Source organism: Paraburkholderia monticola (assembly GCF_001580545.1).
In the GTDB taxonomy this organism is placed as follows: Bacteria; Pseudomonadota; Gammaproteobacteria; order Burkholderiales; family Burkholderiaceae; genus Paraburkholderia; species Paraburkholderia monticola.
On record NZ_LRBG01000038.1, the window covers coordinates 454794 to 473489 of the forward strand.

Sequence of the window (18696 nt, forward strand, 5' to 3'; positions counted from 1 at the left end):
GAGTCAGCCTTCCGCTCGATAGGTCCACCGCGCGTGCGCGATGTATGAGCATACCGGAATGCAACAGACGACGATGAGCGTGGGCGCCCAAAGATGCTGTCGACCTACTAGCAGCGGCACGAGTGCCGAAATACCGAAGCCTGCGGAGGAGACGACGGAGAAGCGGGAAAAATTCGAGAACGTTGGCCTGCTGGAAAAACTCCAAAGTGTTTGCAGCAGAAACGAGACGACATTAGCAAGGACAAATCCGGCGAGGTTGGCAATTGCTGAATCTGCAATGAGCCGATTGAAGACCAGCCAGGCGACGGACAGATGCGTGCAGGTGGCGACGACGCCGGCTATGGCGAAGCGGATGATCCTGGGCATTTAGGGGAACGCGCTAATGTATGGATACGTCATTATCGCATCGTTGGAGCGACTCTCAAGCCACGTTTCAGAAAAGGCTTTTGCCGTGGAGTGCGCGATGGCGGACAGAACGCGACTCGCGTTCTGAATCATGCAGAGCGCGACGCGCCTCAGGCAGTCCGAAGGAATCGGAGGGGTGGAGCGGCACTCAGGTTAGCGCTATAGAAGCGGTTCGCGGTGTTCAGTCCAGCGAATCTCGAGTTCCGCGCCCAGCGGCGCGCTCAGAAGAGGTTCGCGCGTTCGTCTACAATGATCCGCTGAACGCGCACCGTGAGCTTCGATCCCGCGCGTCACAAGGAGACGACATGCTTGACCTATCCACGTTGGGGACCTTCGTAGCCGTCGTGCTCGGGCTCTTTCTGATTCCGGGCCCGGCCGTGCTGCTGGTTTTGACGCGCACCATGCACGGCGGACGCAAGGTCGGCATTCTGACCGGCCTCGGTATCGCAGCCGGCGATTTCATGCACACCCTGGGCGCCGCGGTTGGCCTCTCCGCGCTGCTGATGACGTCCGCGCTGGCCTTCAACGCGGTGAAATTCGTCGGTGCCGCGTATCTCGTGTACCTGGGCATTCGCGCGTTACGCGAGAAGCAGGCGAGTGCGCATCTGCCGGTCGTCGCGCCGGTATCGGGTTCGAAAGCGTTCTTGCAGGCGATTCCCGCCGAAGTGCTGAACCCGAAGACCGCCCTGTTCTTCCTCGCGTTTCTGCCGCAGTTCGTGCGCCCCGAACATGGCTCGACCTTTCTGCAGTTCGCGACGCTCGGGCTGATTTTCGTCGCCATGAGCGCGCTTTATACGACGTTGCTCGTCCTGGCGATGCGACCGTTGGGCAAGCTCGTGAAGCGCCTGACGTGGTTGACGCGCTGGCAGAACAAGTTCATCGGCGTGCTGTTCATTTCGCTCGGCCTGCGCGTGGCCGTGCAGACACGCTGAGTCATCGAGGCAGACAGCGATGAATGACGACCCCGGTTCGACCGCCCGCGCAATCGAGTTCTGGTTCGACTTCGGCAGCAACTATAGCTATCTGAGCATGATGCGTATCGAAGCGTTGGCGGCGGCGCGCAATGTGAAGATCGTCTGGCGGCCGTTTCTGCTCGGTCCGGTATTTCGCCAGCTCGGTTTCGAGAACTCGCCCTTCGTACTGCAGAAAGAAAAAGGCGCGTACGTGTGGAAAGACATGGAGCGTCAATGCGGCAAATACGGCATTGCGCTCACACGTCCGAGCACGTTTCCGCGCGCGGCGCTGCTCGCGATGCGCGTCGCGGTGCTCGGTGCGAACGAGCCGTGGATTGGCGACTGGTGCCGCAAGATCATGCAGCTGAATTTCGTCGACGACCGCGAGATCGGGTCGATCGATGTCGTGCGCGATGCGCTCGACTCGCTCGGCTTACCCGCGCAGAACCTGATCGATGCCGCGCAAAGCGACGCGAACAAGCTCAGCTTGCGCGAGCAGACCGAACAGGCCGTGAACAAGGGGATTTTCGGCGCGCCGACGTTTTTCGTCGGCGGCGAGATGTTCTGGGGAAACGACAGGCTGGAGGATGCGTTGGACTACTGCGACGCGATCGCGGCGCGCCAATGAACGGGGAATGCAGCGCTCAGTCGGCTTGCTGACAGAAGCGCCGGCCCGGCACATGGGAGACCACGGCCTGGGCGATTTCAAGTGGAGTACTTTCGGCGGGAACGACGCGACGGCTCGATTCTGGCGCGTGCTTCATCGTCCATTCGACGAGCCGGTAAGAGCGGCCCCAGGGCGGTTGCAGCGGATCGGAGACCTTGCAGGAGTGAATCTGGCGAGTCCATTCATGGTCGGGCATCGCACGCAGGTGTTCGACTACCATCTCTTCAACCATGATTTGCTCCCTTCTTCTCGTGCGCGTGACCGTTTTTCAGCAGCGTTTTTCGCGGCCCTGGAGAAAAAGCGCCGCCGATGTTCCGGCGGCTCAACAGGGGATGAGCGACATGGTTGCAGGGAACAATTAAGCGAAACTTAAAGCGCCACGACCACTACGCGAACGGTTCTGACGGCTTGTAAGCGAGTGCAAGCAAATGCAAGCGCGTGCCGATCAGCCCACCGCGATGTCGCCCTCAAGACCTCGATGAATCGGCCGTTATCAGTAGAGTTGGGGCGTCGACCCCGCTTCGCCTTCGGGCCCGCCTTGCTGATACCGTGACGAATCTCGCCCAAACGCCGCTTTCCGAGCGCCTTCGTTCGCTCGTCGACACCGTGCAGCACAATGAGCGCACATTGCGCCGCTTCCAGAACGTCGAGTTGCGTTTGATCGGCGCGCAGGATTTCGCGGCGTTTCTCGATACGTTGTTCAGCCATCTGCCGCAGGAGTTCGCGCTCGCGAACGTGACGCTGTGGCTCGACGATCACGCGCCCATGCTGCTCGAACTGCTCGAGCCGTTTGCACTGCGCGCGCACGATCACGCGCATCTGAAGACGTCGCGCGAGGCTGGTCTCGTCGCGCAATCTCTGTGCGAGGGCAATCGGCCGTGGCTCGGCCGCCCCGGCGGACTCGACGAGAACGCGCGCCACGCGTTCTTCGGTGCCGCGCCGGCCGACGTGCCGGCCAGCGCAATTCTGCTGCCGCTCACCGCGGGCACGAGCGTCAGCGGCTATCTATGCCTCGGCAGCGACGACCCCACTCGCTTCGGCGCGGGCATGGCCACCGACATTCTCGAGCGCTTCGCGAGCATCGTCGCCGCGAGTCTCGACAACGTCGCGCATCGCGAGCGGCTCAAGCAGCTCGGCATGACCGATGCGCTGACGAGCCTCGCGAATCGCCGTTATTTCGACGAGCGTCTGCGGGAAGAGTTGATGCGCGCGGCGCGTTATCACACGCCCGTCGCGTGCCTTTTCATCGATATCGACGGTTTCAAGCACATCAACGATAGCCACGGCCATCAGACCGGCGACCGCGCGCTCGTGGCGGTGGCGGCCTGCGTGCGCCAGCAGGTGCGGCTCGGCGACACCGTCGCGCGATATGGCGGCGAGGAATTCGCCGCGCTGCTGCAAGGCGATCGCGCCGATGCAATGGTCGTCGCCGAGCGTGTGCGGCTCGCAGTCGAGAAACTCGAGGTGCGCGACGAGCGCGGCGAGCGCCTTGCATTGACCGTGTCGATCGGCGTGGCTGCGCGCGCGGTCGGGGGCACCGCGGACGAGGCGATGTCGCTCGGTCAGGCGATGATGGAGGAGGCCGATCGCGCGATGTACCGGGCCAAGCGCGGCGGCCGCAATCGTATCGAGGCGCAGGTCGAGCCGGGCGACCAAGCGGGCTGAGCGCTCGCAGCGGATCCTGGCCGTCACACCTCTGCCGCATCGGGCGGCACCCCAAGCAACTGCAACGCACCGCCCATCACGCCGCTGAACACCGGCCCAGCGACCGTGCCGCCGTAGAATGCCTTGCCGGCCGGGTCGTCGATCATCACGGCGACGATCAGGCGCGGATCGCTCATCGGCGCCATGCCGACGAACAGCGCGCGGTAGTGGTTCTTCGCGTAGCCCGCGCCGATCTGCTTGCGCGCGGTGCCGGTCTTGCCGCCGACGCGATAGCCCGCCACCGTCGCCGCGCGTCCCGTGCCGCCATCGCCGGTCGCCATTTCGAGCATGTTGCGGATCGCGCGCGCGGTGCCGGGTGTCGTGACCGGCTCGCTGCGAGCGACGAATGACTCAGGGGCGTCCACATCGAGCGGCTCGCGCAGCAGGCTCACGCGCTGCATCGCGCCGTCGCCCGCATACGCGGTGTAGACCTGCGCGATCTGCAGCAACGAAACCGACAGCCCATAGCCATACGCCATCGTCGCCTGCTCGATCGGGCGCCAGCGTTTGTACGGCCGCAGCTTGCCCGCAGCGACGCCCGGGAAGGGCAGCTCGGGCTTCATGCCGAGCCCGTATTGGCGATACTTGGTCCAGATCGTCTCGGCCGGCAGGTTCAGCGCGAGCTTCGCGAGCGCGATATTGCTCGACTTCTGCACCGCCTCGGCGACCGTCATCGTGCCGTGATTCGACGTGTCGTGAATCACGGCCGGCCCGATCCGATACCAGCCAGGCGCGGTATCGATGATGCTTTGCGGCCGTACCTTGCCTTCGTCGATCGAGAGGGCGACCACGACTGGCTTGATCGTCGAGCCCGGTTCGAACGTATCGATCACCGCACGGTTGCGCAACTGCCGGCCTGAGAGCCGCGTGCGGTCGTTCGGATCGAAGCTCGGATAGTTGGCGAGCGCGAGGATTTCGCCGTTGCGTGCATCGAGCACGACCACGCTGCCTGCTTCGGCGCGGTGCTGCGCGATCGCCGCCTTCAGTTGCGCGTACGCCAGTTGCTGGATGCGCCGGTCGATCGTCAACTCGATCGTCGCGCCGTTGCGCGCGGGCACGAGCGGTCGCGTCTCCGAGATCACGCGGCCGAGCCGGTCGCGGATCACTTCGCGCTGGCCGGGCACGCCTTGCAGCTGCGCGTCGGCGGCGAGCTCGACGCCTTCCTGGCCGTCGTCCTCGATGTCGGTGAAGCCGACCACGTGCGCCGCCGACTCGCCTTCGGGATAGAAGCGTTTACTGTCGGCGATCTGCGTGATGCCGGCGAGACCGAGGCGCGACAGATGCGCGGCGGTGTCGGCATCGACCTGGCGCTTGAGCAGCACGAAGCTGCGCTCGCCGGCGAGACGCCGGCGCAACTCCGCGAGCGGCAGATCGAGCAGCTTCGCGAGCGGCGCGAACGCGCTTTCGTCGAGGTCCTTCGGCGTGGCCCAGATTTCATAGGTCGCGAGGCTGACCGCGAGTATCGAACCATGGCGATCGACGATCCGGCCGCGCGTCGCGTCGAGTTCAAGCAGGCGCTGATAGCGCTTTTGCCCCTGGTCGACGTAGAAGTCCTGGTTCACGACCTGCACCCAGAAGGCGCGGACCGCGAGCGTCGCGAACGCGGCGAACATCAGCAGCACGACGAACTTCGAGCGCCACGCGGGCAGGCGCGCGTCGAGCAGCGGGTTCTTCGCGGCTGAGGCGTACGGATCGTGCGACGGCGGTTTTTTCTGGTGGATCATGGGCGCGGGCGGCGAACGTTGCGGAGGGTACGACTTCGCGATTGAACGATGCCGCCGGAACCACGAGGCGCGGCGGCAACGACTGTCGCCCGGCCGATTGTAAATAAAACGTAATGTAAATGCGAGGAATGTGAAAGACGTCTAAAAACGAAAAGCCGCGCGGACTTGAAAAATCCGCGCGGCTGGTTCGTTCGATTAATGCGTCGACTCCGACGCGGCGTGTTGAAGAGGCGCTCCTGCCTGTGGAGCGCCTTCTTTTTTGCGCACCCGTCGAGGGCGCGCTGCGGCTACCTCAAGCAGGCAACGCGAAACTCGCGATCGCGTCGCGCAACACGCCGACCTGGTCCTTCAGCGAATGCGCGGCGGCCGCCGCCTGTTCGACCAGTGCCGCGTTCTGCTGCGTGACCTGATCCATCTCGCCGACCGCGCGATTGACCTGCTCGATGCCCGCGCTCTGCTCACGCGAGGCATGGCTGATCTCTTCGAGAATCTCGTTGACGCGCCGCACCGACTGCACGATCTCGCCCATCGTCGCGCCCGCGTTGGCGACCAGCGACGCGCCGGTCTCGACGGTATCGGTCGAGCTTTCGATCAGCGCCTTGATCTCCTTGGCGGCCGTCGCCGAGCGCTGCGCGAGGCTGCGCACTTCGGCCGCGACCACCGCGAAACCGCGGCCCTGTTCGCCGGCGCGCGCCGCCTCGACGGCCGCGTTCAGCGCGAGGATATTCGTTTGGAACGCGATGCCGTCGATCACGCCGATGATGTCGCCGATCTGCCGCGAGCTCGCGGTGATCTCGCCCATCGTGCGCACCACGTCGTCGACCACGCGGCTGCCGCGCGTCGCGACGTTCGCCGCATCGCCCGCCAGTTGCGCGGCCTGGGTTGCGCTGTCGGCGTTCTGCTTCACGTTGACCGTCATCTGATCCATGCTCGACGCGGTTTGCACGAGTGCCGCCGCCTGCTCTTCGGTCCTCTGCGACAGGTCGGTGTTGCCCGCTGCGATTTCGTTCGCGCCGACGTTGATGTTCTCGGTGCCCTGGCGCACGCGCGAGACCGTGTCGACGAGTCCCGCCTGCATCGTGTGCAGCGCGTGCAGCAGGCTGCCGTTGTCGCGCGGATCGATCGGTACCCGTGTCGCGAGGTTGCCTTGCGCCATCAGCCGCGCATGCTCGAGCGCCACTTCCAGATCGCCGCCGAGCGAGCGGCGGATGCTGCGCAGCACGAGCAGCATCACGGCCGTGGCGAGCGCGCCGAGCGTCACCGTGATCGCGAGCCAGCGCAACAGGTTGCGGTAGAACGCGCTTTGCACGTCGTCCATGTACATGCCGGTCACGAGGTACCAGTCCCACGGCGCGAAGTGCATCGAGTAGCTGGTCTTCGCGACGGGCTGCTCGCTGCCCGGCTTGGCCCACAGATAATCGACGAAGCCGCCGCCGTCGTGATTGCCCGCGGTGACGATATCGACGAACAGATGATTGCCCGCCGGATCGGTGAACTGCGCGAGGTTCTTGCCGTTGAGCTCGGGCTTGATCGGATGCATCAGCATGACGGGCTGCGAGTCGTTGATCGACAGATAGCCGTCCTTGCCATAGCGCATCGCGCCAAGCGTCGCGAGCGCCTGCTTTTTCGCGTCGTCCTCGGACAGCGCATGTTGCTGCGCGAGCGTGTAGTAGTGGCCAACGACGTGGTTCGCCTCGTCGATCAGCGAGTGCAATTGTTCGCGCCGGTCCGAGATCATCGACGCGCGGTTTTGCCACGCGCCGAACCCGCCGATCAGGATCAGGCCGACCCACAGAACGGCAATCATCGACGCCAGTTTTCGGTTCAAAGTCATAGCGATGGGAATAGGCTTTTGGCCAGTAGGGTCCATTGAATCGCGGTCGAATGCCGCTCGCTGTGTTTACGGCGCGAAACGGCATTGATTGAGGCGGGGGAAACCCGTTGTTTGGTAACCCCATTCATCTGATCAATCAGCAGATTTATTAGCTGTTTCAACAACCCGTCTGAGTTCGTAATTCGAAAAAGACCTTGTTCAATATTTGAGAATCAAAATTAAATGGTTATTTTTCGGTAAATCAGGTTGATTAATAAATGCTCCTCTCGAACAGTGAACGCACGCGAACCCGCTTTCGTATCCCAGTCCCGCAGCGCGCGGCTTCGTGATTTATGCGGGGCAGGACGGACTGTCGGCTGAGCTGTTCCGCATCTCGACGATGGGCAACATTCACCCGGCCGATATCGACCGCCTGCTGCGGGGCTTCAGCGAGTTGGCCGGCTGATTCGGCCTCAGGGCAGCGCGCCGCGGCCGCGCCGCCGCCGGCTTCCCTACACCGGATCCTTGTCCGGCGGCCCATCGGGCCGCTGCGGTTCCTCGACATGATGCCCCGGCGACGGCGGCACGAGCGGGTCGGCTTCCGGGTCGCGGTTCGGGTCGGCGTTCGGGTCGGGAATCGGGCTGGTGTGCATGTCGTAGCTCATGGCGTCACCTTTGCGGTTGAAATGCGCAGGTCCGGCGTAGGCGGCCTTACCGCCGAACTACGCCGCCGCGTTGGATCTCTGTCTTCAAGCGTAGGCGTTCGCCGCGCTTCCTGCTCGCTCCATTTTGCTACTTTCTCGCGCGTTTTCGGCCGACGCTCAGTTGCCAGTAGCGCTCGGTCGCGAACACGTCCTCGTAATTGCCGGCGCCGAACGCGCGCAACTGGCTCGCGTACGCGTTGACCGCTTCGCGCTTCAGATGCGCCTGGCGCTGCACGTCGATCGTGTGGCCCGCGCTCGGCGTCGCCGGCGTTGCGACGATGCCGCGCTGCGCCAGATCGGCGAGCCGCGCCTGCACCGCACCGGGCGTGCGCCGGTGAATCGCTTCCTCGTAGCCGAACCAGTCCAGATGCGTGAGCCGCGGCAGGATTTCGCAGCACGCTTCGAACACCCGCGCGTGATCGTCGTGAGAGAGGCCGAGCGGCATCAGCAGCGTGTTCGCGGTCGTGCGGTAAATGGTTTCCTCCAGGGCGGCCGCCATCTGGCCGATCGACGGCGAATCGCCGTACTGGCTGTCGCGAAACGGCATGCGCAGCGGAATCGCGTCGAGTATTTCGAGCGCGTGGTCGTCTTCGATCGTGCGTTCGTGGACCGCCTGATGGGCGGACGAGAAGCCCGCTCGCTGGTCCCACTCCGTATGCATGTCGTGTTCGGGGGGCGCCGCGAACACGGTGCAGACGGCGGCGTCGGGGTGGGCGGCTAGCAACGCGCCGCAGCTGAAGACGGCGTCGTCGAAATGGGGTGAGACGATGAAAAGGCGTGGGCTGGTTTCGCTCATGGGCTTGCGTGTGGGGTTCGAGGCGTGGCGCATGGGGCGTCGAAGCTGCCGCCTGCCGGGGGCGGTGCGCGCCGATAAACGTGGCGTCACCTCAGCTTAGGCGCAATCGGCGCGGCTTGCGCGCGAATCTTGCGGTGCGCAAATCGCGTGCCTGCAAGGTCGTGGAGCGCACTTTTTTCGTGTTTCGCGAATTCTCCGGCCACGCTCCTCCCATCTCCCTCCCGCGGCTCCCCCTTTCAGGGGATGTTCCCCCAGCGCCGGCCCGCCGATCATTTCGTCTATCGGGAAGACACCGCGGGACGAGACTGTCGGCCACGCAGCCATGAAGCCGTGTTTGCCCTCCATCCATCCAGTTCAGGACTCAAGGAGATTCAGATGCCGGACAACGCCACGGCCGCCACGCCCTCTGCCTACGCCTATCCACTGCTGATCAAGCAACTGCTGCACACGCCGTTCGTTCAGGCGCCGAATCAGGAGATCGTGTATCGCGGCCAGGTCCGCATGACCTACACGACGCTGCGCGAGCGCATCGCGCGGCTCGCGAATGGCCTGAGCCGGCTCGGCGCGCGGCACGGCAGCACCGTCGCGGTGATGGACTGGGACAGTCACCGTTACCTCGAATGCTATTTCGCGGTGCCGATGATGGGCGCCGTGCTGCAGACGGTCAACGTGCGCCTGTCGCCGGACGAGATCGCGTACACGATCAATCATGCCGGCGCGGAGATCCTGTTCGTTCACACCGATTTCCTGCCGCTCGTCGAGTCGATCAAAGGTCAGCTCGAAACGGTGCGCGAGTTCGTCTGGATCGACGAAGAGGGCAGCGAAGCCGAGACCCATTCGATTCCGTTCGCAGCCGAATACGAAGCGATGCTCGCAGCAAGTTCGGACCACTACGACTTTCCCGACTTCGACGAGAACACGCGCGCCACGACCTTTTACACGACCGGCACGACTGGTCTGCCCAAGGGCGTCTACTTTTCGCATCGCCAGCTGGTGCTGCACACCCTCACCGGGATGGCGGCGTTGGCGAGCCCCGAAGCGGGTCAGCGCTTTCACCGTGGCGATGTCTATATGCCGCTCACGCCGATGTTCCACGTGCACGCCTGGGGCATGCCCTACATCGCGACCGTGCTCGGCGTGAAACAGGTCTATCCGGGCCGCTATATCCCAAACCGCCTCGTCGAGCTCGTGCGCGACGAAGGCGTGACGTTCTCGCATTGCGTGAGCACGGTTTTGCACATGATGCTCGGCTGTGAACAGGCGCGCGCCGCCGACTTCAGCAAATGGAAGATCGTCATTGGCGGCAGCGCGCTGCCGCACGGGCTGGCGCGCGCGGCGCTCGAGCGCGGCATCGACATCTTTGCGGGCTACGGCATGTCCGAGACGTGCCCGCTGCTCAGTCTCGCGCAACTGCCGCCCGGCGCCGAGGCGCTCGACGACGAAGAACAGCTGCGTCTGCGTTGCACGACGGGACGGCCGGTCCCGCTCGTCGATCTGCGCATCGTCAACGAAAACATGGAGGAGGCGGCCCGCGACGGCAACGCGTATGGAGAAATCGTCGTGCGCGCGCCCTGGGTCACGCAAGGCTATCTGAACAACCCCGAGGCTTCCGTGCAACTGTGGGGCGGCGGCTACCTGCACACGCAGGACATCGCGACGATCGACCCGACCGGCAACATCCAGATCACGGACCGTCTGAAGGACGTGATCAAGTCGGGCGGCGAATGGATTTCGTCGCTGGAAATCGAGAGCCTGATCTCGCTGTACCCGGGCGTATCCGAAGTCGCGGTCATCGGCATCAAGGACGAGAAATGGGGCGAGCGGCCGGTTGCGTTGGTGGTGCTCAGCGAAGGCTTCGTGGTGAGCGAGGACGACATCAAGCGTCACGTGTTGACCTTCAGTGAGTCGGGACGGATCTCGAAGTACGCGGTGCCGCAGATCGTCAAGTTCGTCGACTCGCTCGAAAAGACCAGCGTCGGCAAGCTGAACAAGAAGTGGCTGCGCGCGCAGTTCGCCTGATACGTCACGAGGAACACGGAGGAGCAGGAACGATGAACAGCAATGAATACAGCATGGCGGCGCTCGAGAGCTTCGTCGGTCGCGAACTGGGTGTGTCGGACTGGGTGGTCGTCGATCAGGCGCGCATCGATGCGTTCGCGCAATGCACGGGCGACACGCAGTGGATTCACGTCGACGTCGAACGCGCGAAACGCGAGAGCCCATTCGGCGGAACGATTGCCCACGGCTATCTGACGTTGTCGCTGCTGGCGGCGCTCGCGATCGAGGTCGGTGTGATTCCCGGCGACGCGTCCGCCGGCCTCAACTACGGGCTCGACAAGGTGCGCTTCATGACGCCCGTGAAAGCCGGCGCGCGCGTGCGAAACCGCGCGACGTTGCTGGCGGTCGAGCGCAAGAGCGGCGGCCGGGCGATCGTCAAGATGGCGAACGAATTGCAGATCGAGGGCGAGGACAAGCCGGCGCTGATCGCCGAGACATTGGCGATGCTGGTCGCGTGAGCGGACATGTTTGACAGGACTGAACAAATCGTTCGAGGAGCAGGAAAAATGGCGGTAAGTACTGAAAACGTGGCGCGCAGCGAACAGCCGGACGATCTCACGGCGTCCGCCACCGAAGGCATGTTGGGCCCCAACCCGTTTGTCGGATTGCGCGCGTGCGACGTTCTCGCCACCGCGCAGCAGATCGGCGCCCAGGCGTTGCGGCAACCGGCGCTCGTCGTCGAGCAGGAAGCGAAGCTCGCTCGCGAACTGATCGCGGTGCTGAGCGGCAACGGACAAGCCGCGCCGCCGCCGGGAGACAAGCGCTTCGGCGATTCGGCGTGGCAGGACAACTCGCTGTATCGCATGACGCTGCAAGGCTATTTCGCGTGGCGTGATGCGCTCACCGGCTTCGTCGATCGCTCGGCGCTCGACCCGAAGACCAAGGAGCGCGCCCAGTTCGTGCTGTCGTTGTACACGGACGCGTTGTCGCCGACCAACACGCTGCTCGGCAATCCGGCGGCCATCAAGAAGATCGTCGATTCCGGCGGCGCGAGCCTGCTGGGCGGGATCAAGAACATCGTGACGGACCTGCTGAAGAACCAGGGCATGCCGGCCCAGGTCGACAAGACCGCGTTCGAGGTCGGCAAGAACCTCGGCACGTCGCGCGGCGCCGTGGTGTTTCGCAACGAGGTGCTGGAGCTGATCCAGTACGCGCCGGCGACCACGCAGGTCTACGGCCGCCCGCAATTGATCGTGCCGCCGCAGATCAACAAGTTCTACGTGTTCGATCTGTCGGAAGGCAAGAGCATCGTCGACTATCTGGTGAAGAACGAGCTGCAGGTCTTCGTGGTGAGCTGGCGCAATCCGACCGCGGCCCAGTCTCATTGGGACCTCGACACCTACGTGTCGGCGCTTCTCGAAGCGATCGCGGCGGTGCGCGATATCACCGGCAGCGACGACGTCAATCTGCACGGCGCGTGTTCCGGCGCGATGACGATCTCGGCCCTGCTCGGCCTCCTGGCGAGCCGCGGCGACAAATCCGTGCACGCAGCCTCGCTGATGGTGGCCGTGCTCGACAACACGGCGGATTCGCAGCTCGGTCTGTTCGCGACGCCCGAGGCCGTCGCGGCGGCCAAGCAGGCCAGCACGTCGCGCGGCGTGCTCGCCGGCGAAGAGATGGGCCGCGTGTTCGCCTGGATGAGACCCAACGATCTGGTGTGGAACTACTGGGTCAACAATTACCTGCTCGGCAAGACGCCGCCCGCGTTCGACATCCTGTACTGGAACAACGATACGACGCGTTTGCCGGCCGCGCTGCATGGCCAGTTGCTCGACATTTTCATGGGCAACCTGTTCACGAAGCCTGGCGCGCTGAAGGTGCTCGATACGCCGGTCGACCTGTCGGAAGTGAAATGCGACAAGTACGTGGTGGCGGGTATCACCGATCACATCACGCCGTGGAAGGGCGTCTACGACACCGCCCGGCTGTTCGGCGGCGGCACGCGGTTCGTGCTGAGTTCGAGCGGCCACATCCAGAGTCTGATCAATCCGCCGGACAATCCGAAATCGAAGTTTTACCTGAATGCCGAACTGCCTTCGCAGGCCGACGCGTGGCTCGCGAATGCGCAGACGCACAAGGATTCGTGGTGGAGCGACTGGCGCGACTGGCTGTCAGCGCGCTCCGGCGAGAAGCGCGCGGCGCCGGCTGCGCTCGGCAACGAGCGGCATCCGTCGCTCGCCGCCTCACCCGGCACCTATGTCATGGAAGCGTGACGCACATAGCGTGGCGGCGATTCTCGTCGCCATCGATTCAACCCGTTTTATTCGGAGAACCAACCATGGAAACAACCCAGAACAATAGCTTTTTCGCTGAGTACCTGAAGCTCTTCAAACCGTTCAAGCTGGCCGCCTTCGACACGAGCGCCGTACTGGAGTCGCGCCGCAAGGACTTCGAGGCGCTCGCAACCGCCAACACGACCGCGCTGCAAGGTTTGCAGGCGCTCGGCCAGAAGCAGACGGAGATCGTGAACGCGGCGATGACCCGACTGCAGTCGCTGGTCGCGCAGCAGCAGGCGGCAGCGGCCAAGCCGGCATCGGCCGCGGCCGCCGGAGAAGCGACGCAGCAAGCGTCGAAAGCGTGGCAGAAGGCGCTGGGCGACGTGCGCGAACTCGCCGAAACGGCGTACCGTGTCCATGCCGACAGCTTTGCGGTGATCTCGCGCCGCGTCGCCGAGAACGTCGAGGAGTTGAAGTCGCTGGTGCGGCCGGCCCGTTAAGTTGTGACAACGGCGTCCGCGGACGCCGATACGACGGGCAATGATGTTGCGCAGAGGTTTTATACGGATGAAAGAAATGAATACCACGACCGAGTCTGTCAGCAGCATGCAAATCCGGATGATCGATCTCGACGGCCAACTGCTGCGTGTCGGCGTCCGGGAGGGTAGCGATGCCTCGCCGCCGCTCGTCATCTTCAACGGGATTGGCGCCAATCTGGAATTGGTCGAGCCTTTCGTCGAAGCACTCGGGGATGTCGGCGTCGTCATTTTCGACGTTCCCGGTGTCGGCGGCTCGCCGGCGCCTCTGGCGCCATACCGCTTTTCGACCCTCGCCGTGCTGACCGACAAACTGCTGCAACGGCTTGGTCACGACGGGCCGGTCGACGTGCTCGGCGTATCGTGGGGCGGCGCGCTCGCGCAGCAGTTCGCGAGGAGTTATCCGCAGCGCTGCCGCCGGCTGATTCTCGCCGCGACGTCGCCGGGTGTGCTGATGGTGCCGGCCAAGCTCTCCGTTCTCACGAAGCTGATCGGGCCGCGACGCTATACCGATCCCGCCTATCTGCAACGGGTCGGCGCGGAGATCTACGGTGGCGCTTACCGGCGCGATCCGGACCTGCTCAGCGAGCACAGCCGCCATATCCAGCCGCCGCGTGGACGCGGCTATCTGTATCAACTGACGGCCGCATGGGGCTGGACCAGTCTGCTGTGGCTCTGTACGTTGCGCCAGACGACGCTCGTCATGCATGGCAACGACGATCCGATCGTGCCGCTGTCCAACGCGAAAATTCTTGCCGCGCGTATCCCCCATGCCACGCTGTATGTGATCGACGACGGTCATCTGTTCCTGATCACGCGCGCGCGGGAAATCGCGCCGGTCGTGCGCAAGTTTCTGCGCGCGGAGCAAGGTTGAGCTTGCGCCGCATGCGGGTGGCCGCCACCTGTCTGCTCGGCGGCACGCTCGCGCTGTTGCTCGTGTGCATCGTCTACGAGGCACGGTATCCGTGGCTTGGCTGGGTGCGAGCCTTTGCCGAGGCGGGGACGGCCGGCGCGATCGCGGACTGGTACGCGGTGGTCGCGCTGTTCCGGCATCCGTTGGGTGTGCCGATCCCGCATACGGCGATCATCCCGCGCAATCAGCAACGGATCGCCGAGAGCCTCGGGCAGTTCGTCGAAGATAACTTCCTGGCGCCGGAACTGATCACGGCGAGGCTGCAGCAACACAACGCTTCGCAAGCCCTGGCGCAGTGGCTCGCCGACAGGGCCAACAGCGAGGCCGTCGCGGATGTCGTCGTCGGGTCTCTGCCCGGCCTGCTGAACGCGATCGACGAAGACGACATGGCGCGCTTCATCGACCGCATCGTGATACCGCGCTTGCGCACGCTCGACGTATCGCGCGCCGCCGGGCAGATGCTGCGGATTCTCGCCGAAGGCGAGCGCCATCAACCGTTCGTCGAGCGCGGACTGAGGGCGTTGGAGCAGTGGCTCGTCGACAACGCGGGCTTGCTGAAGGCGAAATTCAGCGAAGCGTCGCGCTACACGCCCGCGCGATTCGACGGGTATATCGTCGACCGGTTCGTCGAGGGCATCGTCACGCTGGTACACGAGGTGGTCGAGAACCCGGAGCACGCGCTGCGCCGTCAGTTCGACGGCGCGTTGCGGGATCTTGCCGTGCAGTTGCAGATGTCGAGCAGCTACCGCCGCCTGGGCAAGTCGCTGATGCGGGACTGCATCCGGTACTTCAGACAGACCGGCTATTCGCGCGTGCTGCTCGACCACGCGCGCTCACACGTGATGGCCGACCTCGGCGCGACGCGCCCGGCCGCGCACGGTATCGCGACCGCATTGCTGGTCTCGCTCGGCCACGCAATCGCGGGTGCGCCCGCGATTCAGCACAAGTTGAACGCATGGTGGCTGGAGCTTGCCCACACGCTGGTCGTGCGCTATCGCGGGCAACTGTCGGCGCTGATCGTCGAGGTCGTCAAAAGCTGGAACGCGCGGGAGGTCAGTCGCAAGATCGAAGCGCAGATCGGCCGCGATCTGCAATACGTGCGGATCAACGGCACGCTGGTCGGCGGCACGGTGGGCGTGCTGCTGCATGCCGCGGCATTCGCAGTAGCGAGGTGACGACGCGCCGGGTGACCCGGCGATGCCCCGCTCGTTAGGCGTGGCGCAGCAGCCCCAACGCTTGCGCGCGCGACACCGCATGCGCGCGTTTGTCGACCTCGAGCTTCACGAAGATACTCTTCACGTGCGATTTGACCGTCTCGGGCGCAATGCCGAGACTGCGCGCGATTTCCTTGTTCGACTGCCCCTGCGCGATCAGGCCGACTATTTCGCTCTCCCGGGTGCTCAGCGCTTCGCGTTCGGCGTCGCGCGCGGCGTGGCTGCCGGGCTGATACAGTGCACGCCAGCCGTCGCAAAGACGCTCGATGTAGTTCGCCGTCTCCTTCGCTCGCGCGGGGTTGGCCGCGATACTGCGGGTATCGTCGCGCATCGCTTGCAGCAGCGTTCCGATGCTGGGACCCTGGTCGAGAATCGACTGATAGATGCCGGCGGGACCGGCCACTTTGACGACTTCACTGAACGTCCCGATTGCTTCGCCCACCTGGCCCGCGCTCATCCACGCGAGCGCGAGCGTGGTGCGCAAGCGTAGCGCGAGGTAGTCGCCGTGACGGCTTTCAACGCTGCGCAGCGCCTCGCTCAGATGGTCGACGGCTTCGCGCGTGCGGCTCTGAGCCATCGCCACGCAGCCCGCGGCGAGTGCGCGATAGTTGTCGATTTCCGCCGACACCGGCGTCGACGAGTGCGGCTCGCGCGCCGCGAGTCCGTCGAGTTGATACACGCACGCGGTGGCTTCGGCCATTCTTCCTTCGCTGATATGCAAGCGCGTGCGCTCGACCAGCGCCGCGGCGACGAGCCGCGGCCAGCCTCGCTGGTGGCCGAGGTCCTGCGCGTGGTCGAGCAGCGCGTAGGCGTGCGCGGAATTCGAGCGCGCGATCGCAATCCGGATCAGCAGACGATAGGCGATCAGCACGCTATCGAGCAGCACGGCCGCATCGACGATCGGCATCAGATCGAGCAGAAGCGCTTCGGCTTCATCGAGGCGGCCTTGCTCGTAGCGGATTTGCGCGAGCATCGGCGCGCACAGCGCGGCGGAGATCGACTGCGGGCCCGAGTAACGTTCGGCCAGATGCATCGATCGGATGAAATATCGCTCAGCCAGCACGAAGTGCAACTGCTGCATTTCCGCATGGCCGAGCAGGCACAGCCGGTACGCCGACGAGAACACGTTGCGCTGGTCGTCTTCGATCGAATAGGGAATCCACGGCGTCGCATAGAGCGCTTCGAGGCGGCCCGCTTTCCAGTGCGCGAAGCGCACGACGTTGGACACGACGTTGGTGGTCCAGGCATCTTCCGACGGCCGATCGAGACAGGCCTGCGCGATCGGCAGCGCGCGTTGAGGGTCGTCCTGCAAGCCCGCGAGGACCGCATGGATGGCCTGACACTCCCAGCGCATGCGCGCGGTTTCGGCGCCCGTGTCGACAGCGGTGTCGCGCTCGAGCGCATCGAGCATCGTCAGCGCGTCGTCAAAGCGCAGTGCCAGCGCCATCCCCCAGGCGATCGCGAGGCGCACCTGCAACTGGCCCCGCATCAGGTGCGCCGGGAACTGGCGCTGCCAGCCGAGCAGCGTGAGCAGATCGCCCTTCGTGACGAGCGACATCGCACAGCGGCCCATCAGCGCGATCGCCTCGTCGGTCGCGCCGGCCGCGATCGCGTGGCGCACCGCGTCCGTCCACTGCTCCTGCTGCGCGTACCACTGATACGCACGGCGATGCACGTCCGCGACTTCGTGGCGGTACTGCGTTTCGAGCCGTTGGCACAGGTAGTCGCGCATCAGATGGTGATAGCGGAACGCGCGCCCTTCGAGGTCCATCGGTTCGAGCAGAAGCTGGCGCGCGGCGATCGCCTCCAGCATGCGCTGACTGTCCTCGACGCCCGTGACCGCCTCGCACAGCGGGGCGGTCAGCCGGTCGAGTATCGACGTGCGCAGCATGAAGTCGACCTTCTGCGCCGGCAGATGCTTGAGCATGTCTTCGAGGTAGGCGGCGAACGGCCTCGACGCGCCCGACGGCGTGCCTGCCCCGGCACCGCGAGCCGGATCCTCGCGTGCCAGCACCGAGGCCGAAATCCGTAGCGCCGCGGCCCAGCCCTCGGTGCTCGCGTACAGCGACTTGACGGTGGACACGCCCATGCCGGGACACTCGCGCTCGATGAAGTACTGCGTTTCGTCGAAGTTGAAGCGCAGCGCCGCCGCGTCGATTTCGAGCAGTTCGTTGCTGGCCCGCAGGCGCGCGAGCGGCAGCGCGGAATCGTCCCGTGTACAGACCACCAGATGCACGTGCGACGGCATGTGCTCGATAAAGAACGCGACGACCTCGTGAATGACGGGCAGGCAGATCAGGTGATAGTCGTCGAGGAACAGATAGACCTCGTCATCGACTTCGAGCAACTCGTTGATCAGGGTCGCCACGATCGACTGCGCGGGCACGAGCGAGGCCTCGGCCGTCAGTCCGATCGCCGATGCGCCGACGCCGCCGCAGGTGTGGCGCAAGGCCTGCGCGAGATAGTGGAGGAACCGGGCTGGCTCGTCGTCGTCGGGGTCGAGCGAGAGCCACGCCACGTGCGCGCCGCTCGCTTTCAGCCGCTCGAGCCATACGAGCGCGAGCGAGGTCTTGCCGAAGCCCGCGGGCGCCTTGATGACGATGAGCCGTTTGTTTTCGGCCTGGGCCGTCAGCTCGATCAGTCGCGGCCGCTCGATCAGGCCGGACGGCAAGCGCGGTGGCACGAGCTTCGTGGCCAGAAGCAGGGAGGGCATGCCGCGCGCCGTGACGTCGATCATTTGCATGGGTGGTTCGCAGATTCGGGGCAAGCCTGACGATCCCCCGCCCATCCGGGCGCAGTCCCCTATACGGGGGATATTGCACAACGCCTCACGCCGTCAACATGCATGGCATTGCGGAGATCGACGTGCAGCCCGGCAACGGTCCGGGGACCTCGCCCGATGATACCGCCAACGGCCTCGCAGGAGGAGACGCGTCCGCCGTGCTTCGCCGCGCTACGTCGTGCTGCGACGCACAAGCGAGGACGCTTCGGCC

At 64.8% G+C, this 18696-nt stretch carries 16 protein-coding genes and 1 pseudogene; 10 read left to right on the plus strand and 7 right to left on the minus strand.

Annotated features, from left to right (window positions below):
• Positions 1 to 3: 3 nt before the first annotated feature.
• Positions 4 to 366, minus strand: coding sequence for a GtrA family protein (locus CI15_RS35855; RefSeq protein ID WP_075643800.1), 363 nt, complete (start codon positions 364 to 366; stop codon positions 4 to 6).
• 344 nt (positions 367 to 710) lie between these two features.
• Here CI15_RS35855 and CI15_RS29535 point away from each other — a divergent pair, with 344 nt between their 5' ends.
• Positions 711 to 1337, plus strand: coding sequence for a LysE family translocator (locus CI15_RS29535; RefSeq protein ID WP_062135352.1), 627 nt, complete (start codon positions 711 to 713; stop codon positions 1335 to 1337).
• 19 nt (positions 1338 to 1356) lie between these two features.
• Positions 1357 to 1986 (plus strand): 2-hydroxychromene-2-carboxylate isomerase, encoded by a 630-nt coding sequence (locus CI15_RS29540; protein WP_062135356.1) that lies wholly within the window; start codon positions 1357 to 1359, stop codon positions 1984 to 1986.
• A 16-nt stretch (positions 1987 to 2002) separates the two neighbouring features.
• Here CI15_RS29540 and CI15_RS29545 read toward each other — a convergent pair whose 3' ends face one another.
• Entirely contained in the window at positions 2003 to 2257 is a 255-nt protein-coding gene (locus CI15_RS29545; protein WP_062135359.1) for a DUF2866 domain-containing protein, read from the minus strand.
• A 317-nt stretch (positions 2258 to 2574) separates the two neighbouring features.
• Between CI15_RS29545 and CI15_RS29550 the strand changes: the two genes are divergently transcribed.
• Positions 2575 to 3690: a GGDEF domain-containing protein gene (locus CI15_RS29550; RefSeq protein ID WP_062135362.1), complete on the plus strand. Its 1116-nt coding sequence runs from the start codon at positions 2575 to 2577 to the stop codon at positions 3688 to 3690.
• A 23-nt stretch (positions 3691 to 3713) separates the two neighbouring features.
• On the opposite strand, the gene CI15_RS29555 is transcribed toward CI15_RS29550, so the two are convergent.
• Entirely contained in the window at positions 3714 to 5453 is a 1740-nt protein-coding gene (locus CI15_RS29555) for a peptidoglycan D,D-transpeptidase FtsI family protein (RefSeq protein ID WP_062135364.1), read from the minus strand.
• 292 nt (positions 5454 to 5745) lie between these two features.
• Positions 5746 to 7287: a methyl-accepting chemotaxis protein gene (locus CI15_RS29560; protein ID WP_062135367.1), complete on the minus strand. Its 1542-nt coding sequence runs from the start codon at positions 7285 to 7287 to the stop codon at positions 5746 to 5748.
• Between the two features lie 310 nt (positions 7288 to 7597).
• Here CI15_RS29560 and CI15_RS36835 point away from each other — a divergent pair.
• Positions 7598 to 7732 (plus strand): annotated as a pseudogene (locus CI15_RS36835) (2-aminoethylphosphonate aminotransferase); the annotation flags it as partial.
• 46 nt (positions 7733 to 7778) lie between these two features.
• Here CI15_RS36835 and CI15_RS37420 read toward each other — a convergent pair.
• Both CI15_RS37420 and CI15_RS29565 read right to left on the minus strand, forming a co-directional pair.
• Positions 7779 to 7931: a hypothetical protein gene (locus CI15_RS37420; RefSeq protein ID WP_008921009.1), complete on the minus strand. Its 153-nt coding sequence runs from the start codon at positions 7929 to 7931 to the stop codon at positions 7779 to 7781.
• Between the two features lie 127 nt (positions 7932 to 8058).
• Positions 8059 to 8766, minus strand: coding sequence for a PIG-L deacetylase family protein (locus CI15_RS29565; protein ID WP_062135371.1), 708 nt, complete (start codon positions 8764 to 8766; stop codon positions 8059 to 8061).
• Between the two features lie 375 nt (positions 8767 to 9141).
• Here CI15_RS29565 and CI15_RS29570 point away from each other — a divergent pair, with 375 nt between their 5' ends.
• The 6 genes from CI15_RS29570 to CI15_RS29595 all read left to right on the plus strand — a co-directional run bounded on the left by CI15_RS29570 (position 9142) and on the right by CI15_RS29595 (position 15664).
• Entirely contained in the window at positions 9142 to 10785 is a 1644-nt protein-coding gene (locus CI15_RS29570) for a fatty acid--CoA ligase (protein ID WP_062135373.1), read from the plus strand.
• A 32-nt stretch (positions 10786 to 10817) separates the two neighbouring features.
• Complete coding sequence (locus CI15_RS29575; protein WP_062135377.1) at positions 10818 to 11282, plus strand: MaoC family dehydratase; 465 nt, start codon at positions 10818 to 10820, stop codon at positions 11280 to 11282.
• A gap of 48 nt (positions 11283 to 11330) precedes the next feature.
• Positions 11331 to 13037, plus strand: coding sequence for an alpha/beta fold hydrolase (locus CI15_RS29580; RefSeq protein WP_062135380.1), 1707 nt, complete (start codon positions 11331 to 11333; stop codon positions 13035 to 13037).
• A gap of 65 nt (positions 13038 to 13102) precedes the next feature.
• Positions 13103 to 13540: a phasin family protein gene (locus tag CI15_RS29585; RefSeq protein ID WP_062135382.1), complete on the plus strand. Its 438-nt coding sequence runs from the start codon at positions 13103 to 13105 to the stop codon at positions 13538 to 13540.
• 76 nt (positions 13541 to 13616) lie between these two features.
• Positions 13617 to 14450 carry a poly(3-hydroxyalkanoate) depolymerase gene (phaZ, locus tag CI15_RS29590; protein WP_062136249.1) on the plus strand — a complete coding sequence of 278 codons (834 nt, stop codon included), beginning with the start codon at positions 13617 to 13619 and terminating at the stop codon, positions 14448 to 14450.
• On the plus strand, positions 14447 to 15664 hold the full coding sequence (locus CI15_RS29595; RefSeq protein ID WP_241495981.1) for a DUF445 domain-containing protein: 1218 nt from the start codon (positions 14447 to 14449) through the stop codon (positions 15662 to 15664). The genes phaZ and CI15_RS29595 overlap by 4 nt, the downstream gene beginning before the upstream one ends.
• A gap of 34 nt (positions 15665 to 15698) precedes the next feature.
• Here the strand turns inward: CI15_RS29595 and CI15_RS29600 are convergent, their stop codons facing one another.
• Entirely contained in the window at positions 15699 to 18446 is a 2748-nt protein-coding gene (locus CI15_RS29600) for a winged helix-turn-helix domain-containing protein (RefSeq protein ID WP_062135388.1), read from the minus strand.
• Between the last annotated feature and the right edge of the window lie 250 nt (positions 18447 to 18696).

What these genes read in the sequence shown, in the direction of transcription:
- CI15_RS29575 (WP_062135377.1), top strand. Translation starts at nt 10,818, where the DNA reads ATGAACAGCAATGAATACAGCATGGCGGCGCTCGAGAGCTTCGTCGGT.
- phaZ (WP_062136249.1), top strand. Translation starts at nt 13,617, where the DNA reads ATGAATACCACGACCGAGTCTGTCAGCAGCATGCAAATCCGGATGATC.
- CI15_RS29570 (WP_062135373.1), top strand. Translation starts at nt 9,142, where the DNA reads ATGCCGGACAACGCCACGGCCGCCACGCCCTCTGCCTACGCCTATCCA.
- CI15_RS29565 (WP_062135371.1), bottom strand. Translation starts at nt 8,766, where the DNA reads ATGAGCGAAACCAGCCCACGCCTTTTCATCGTCTCACCCCATTTCGAC.
- CI15_RS29540 (WP_062135356.1), top strand. Translation starts at nt 1,357, where the DNA reads ATGAATGACGACCCCGGTTCGACCGCCCGCGCAATCGAGTTCTGGTTC.
- CI15_RS35855 (WP_075643800.1), bottom strand. Translation starts at nt 366, where the DNA reads ATGCCCAGGATCATCCGCTTCGCCATAGCCGGCGTCGTCGCCACCTGC.
- CI15_RS29600 (WP_062135388.1), bottom strand. Translation starts at nt 18,446, where the DNA reads ATGCAAATGATCGACGTCACGGCGCGCGGCATGCCCTCCCTGCTTCTG.
- CI15_RS37420 (WP_008921009.1), bottom strand. Translation starts at nt 7,931, where the DNA reads ATGAGCTACGACATGCACACCAGCCCGATTCCCGACCCGAACGCCGAC.
- CI15_RS29560 (WP_062135367.1), bottom strand. Translation starts at nt 7,287, where the DNA reads ATGACTTTGAACCGAAAACTGGCGTCGATGATTGCCGTTCTGTGGGTC.
- CI15_RS29535 (WP_062135352.1), top strand. Translation starts at nt 711, where the DNA reads ATGCTTGACCTATCCACGTTGGGGACCTTCGTAGCCGTCGTGCTCGGG.
- CI15_RS29545 (WP_062135359.1), bottom strand. Translation starts at nt 2,257, where the DNA reads ATGGTTGAAGAGATGGTAGTCGAACACCTGCGTGCGATGCCCGACCAT.
- CI15_RS29580 (WP_062135380.1), top strand. Translation starts at nt 11,331, where the DNA reads ATGGCGGTAAGTACTGAAAACGTGGCGCGCAGCGAACAGCCGGACGAT.
- CI15_RS29585 (WP_062135382.1), top strand. Translation starts at nt 13,103, where the DNA reads ATGGAAACAACCCAGAACAATAGCTTTTTCGCTGAGTACCTGAAGCTC.
- CI15_RS29555 (WP_062135364.1), bottom strand. Translation starts at nt 5,453, where the DNA reads ATGATCCACCAGAAAAAACCGCCGTCGCACGATCCGTACGCCTCAGCC.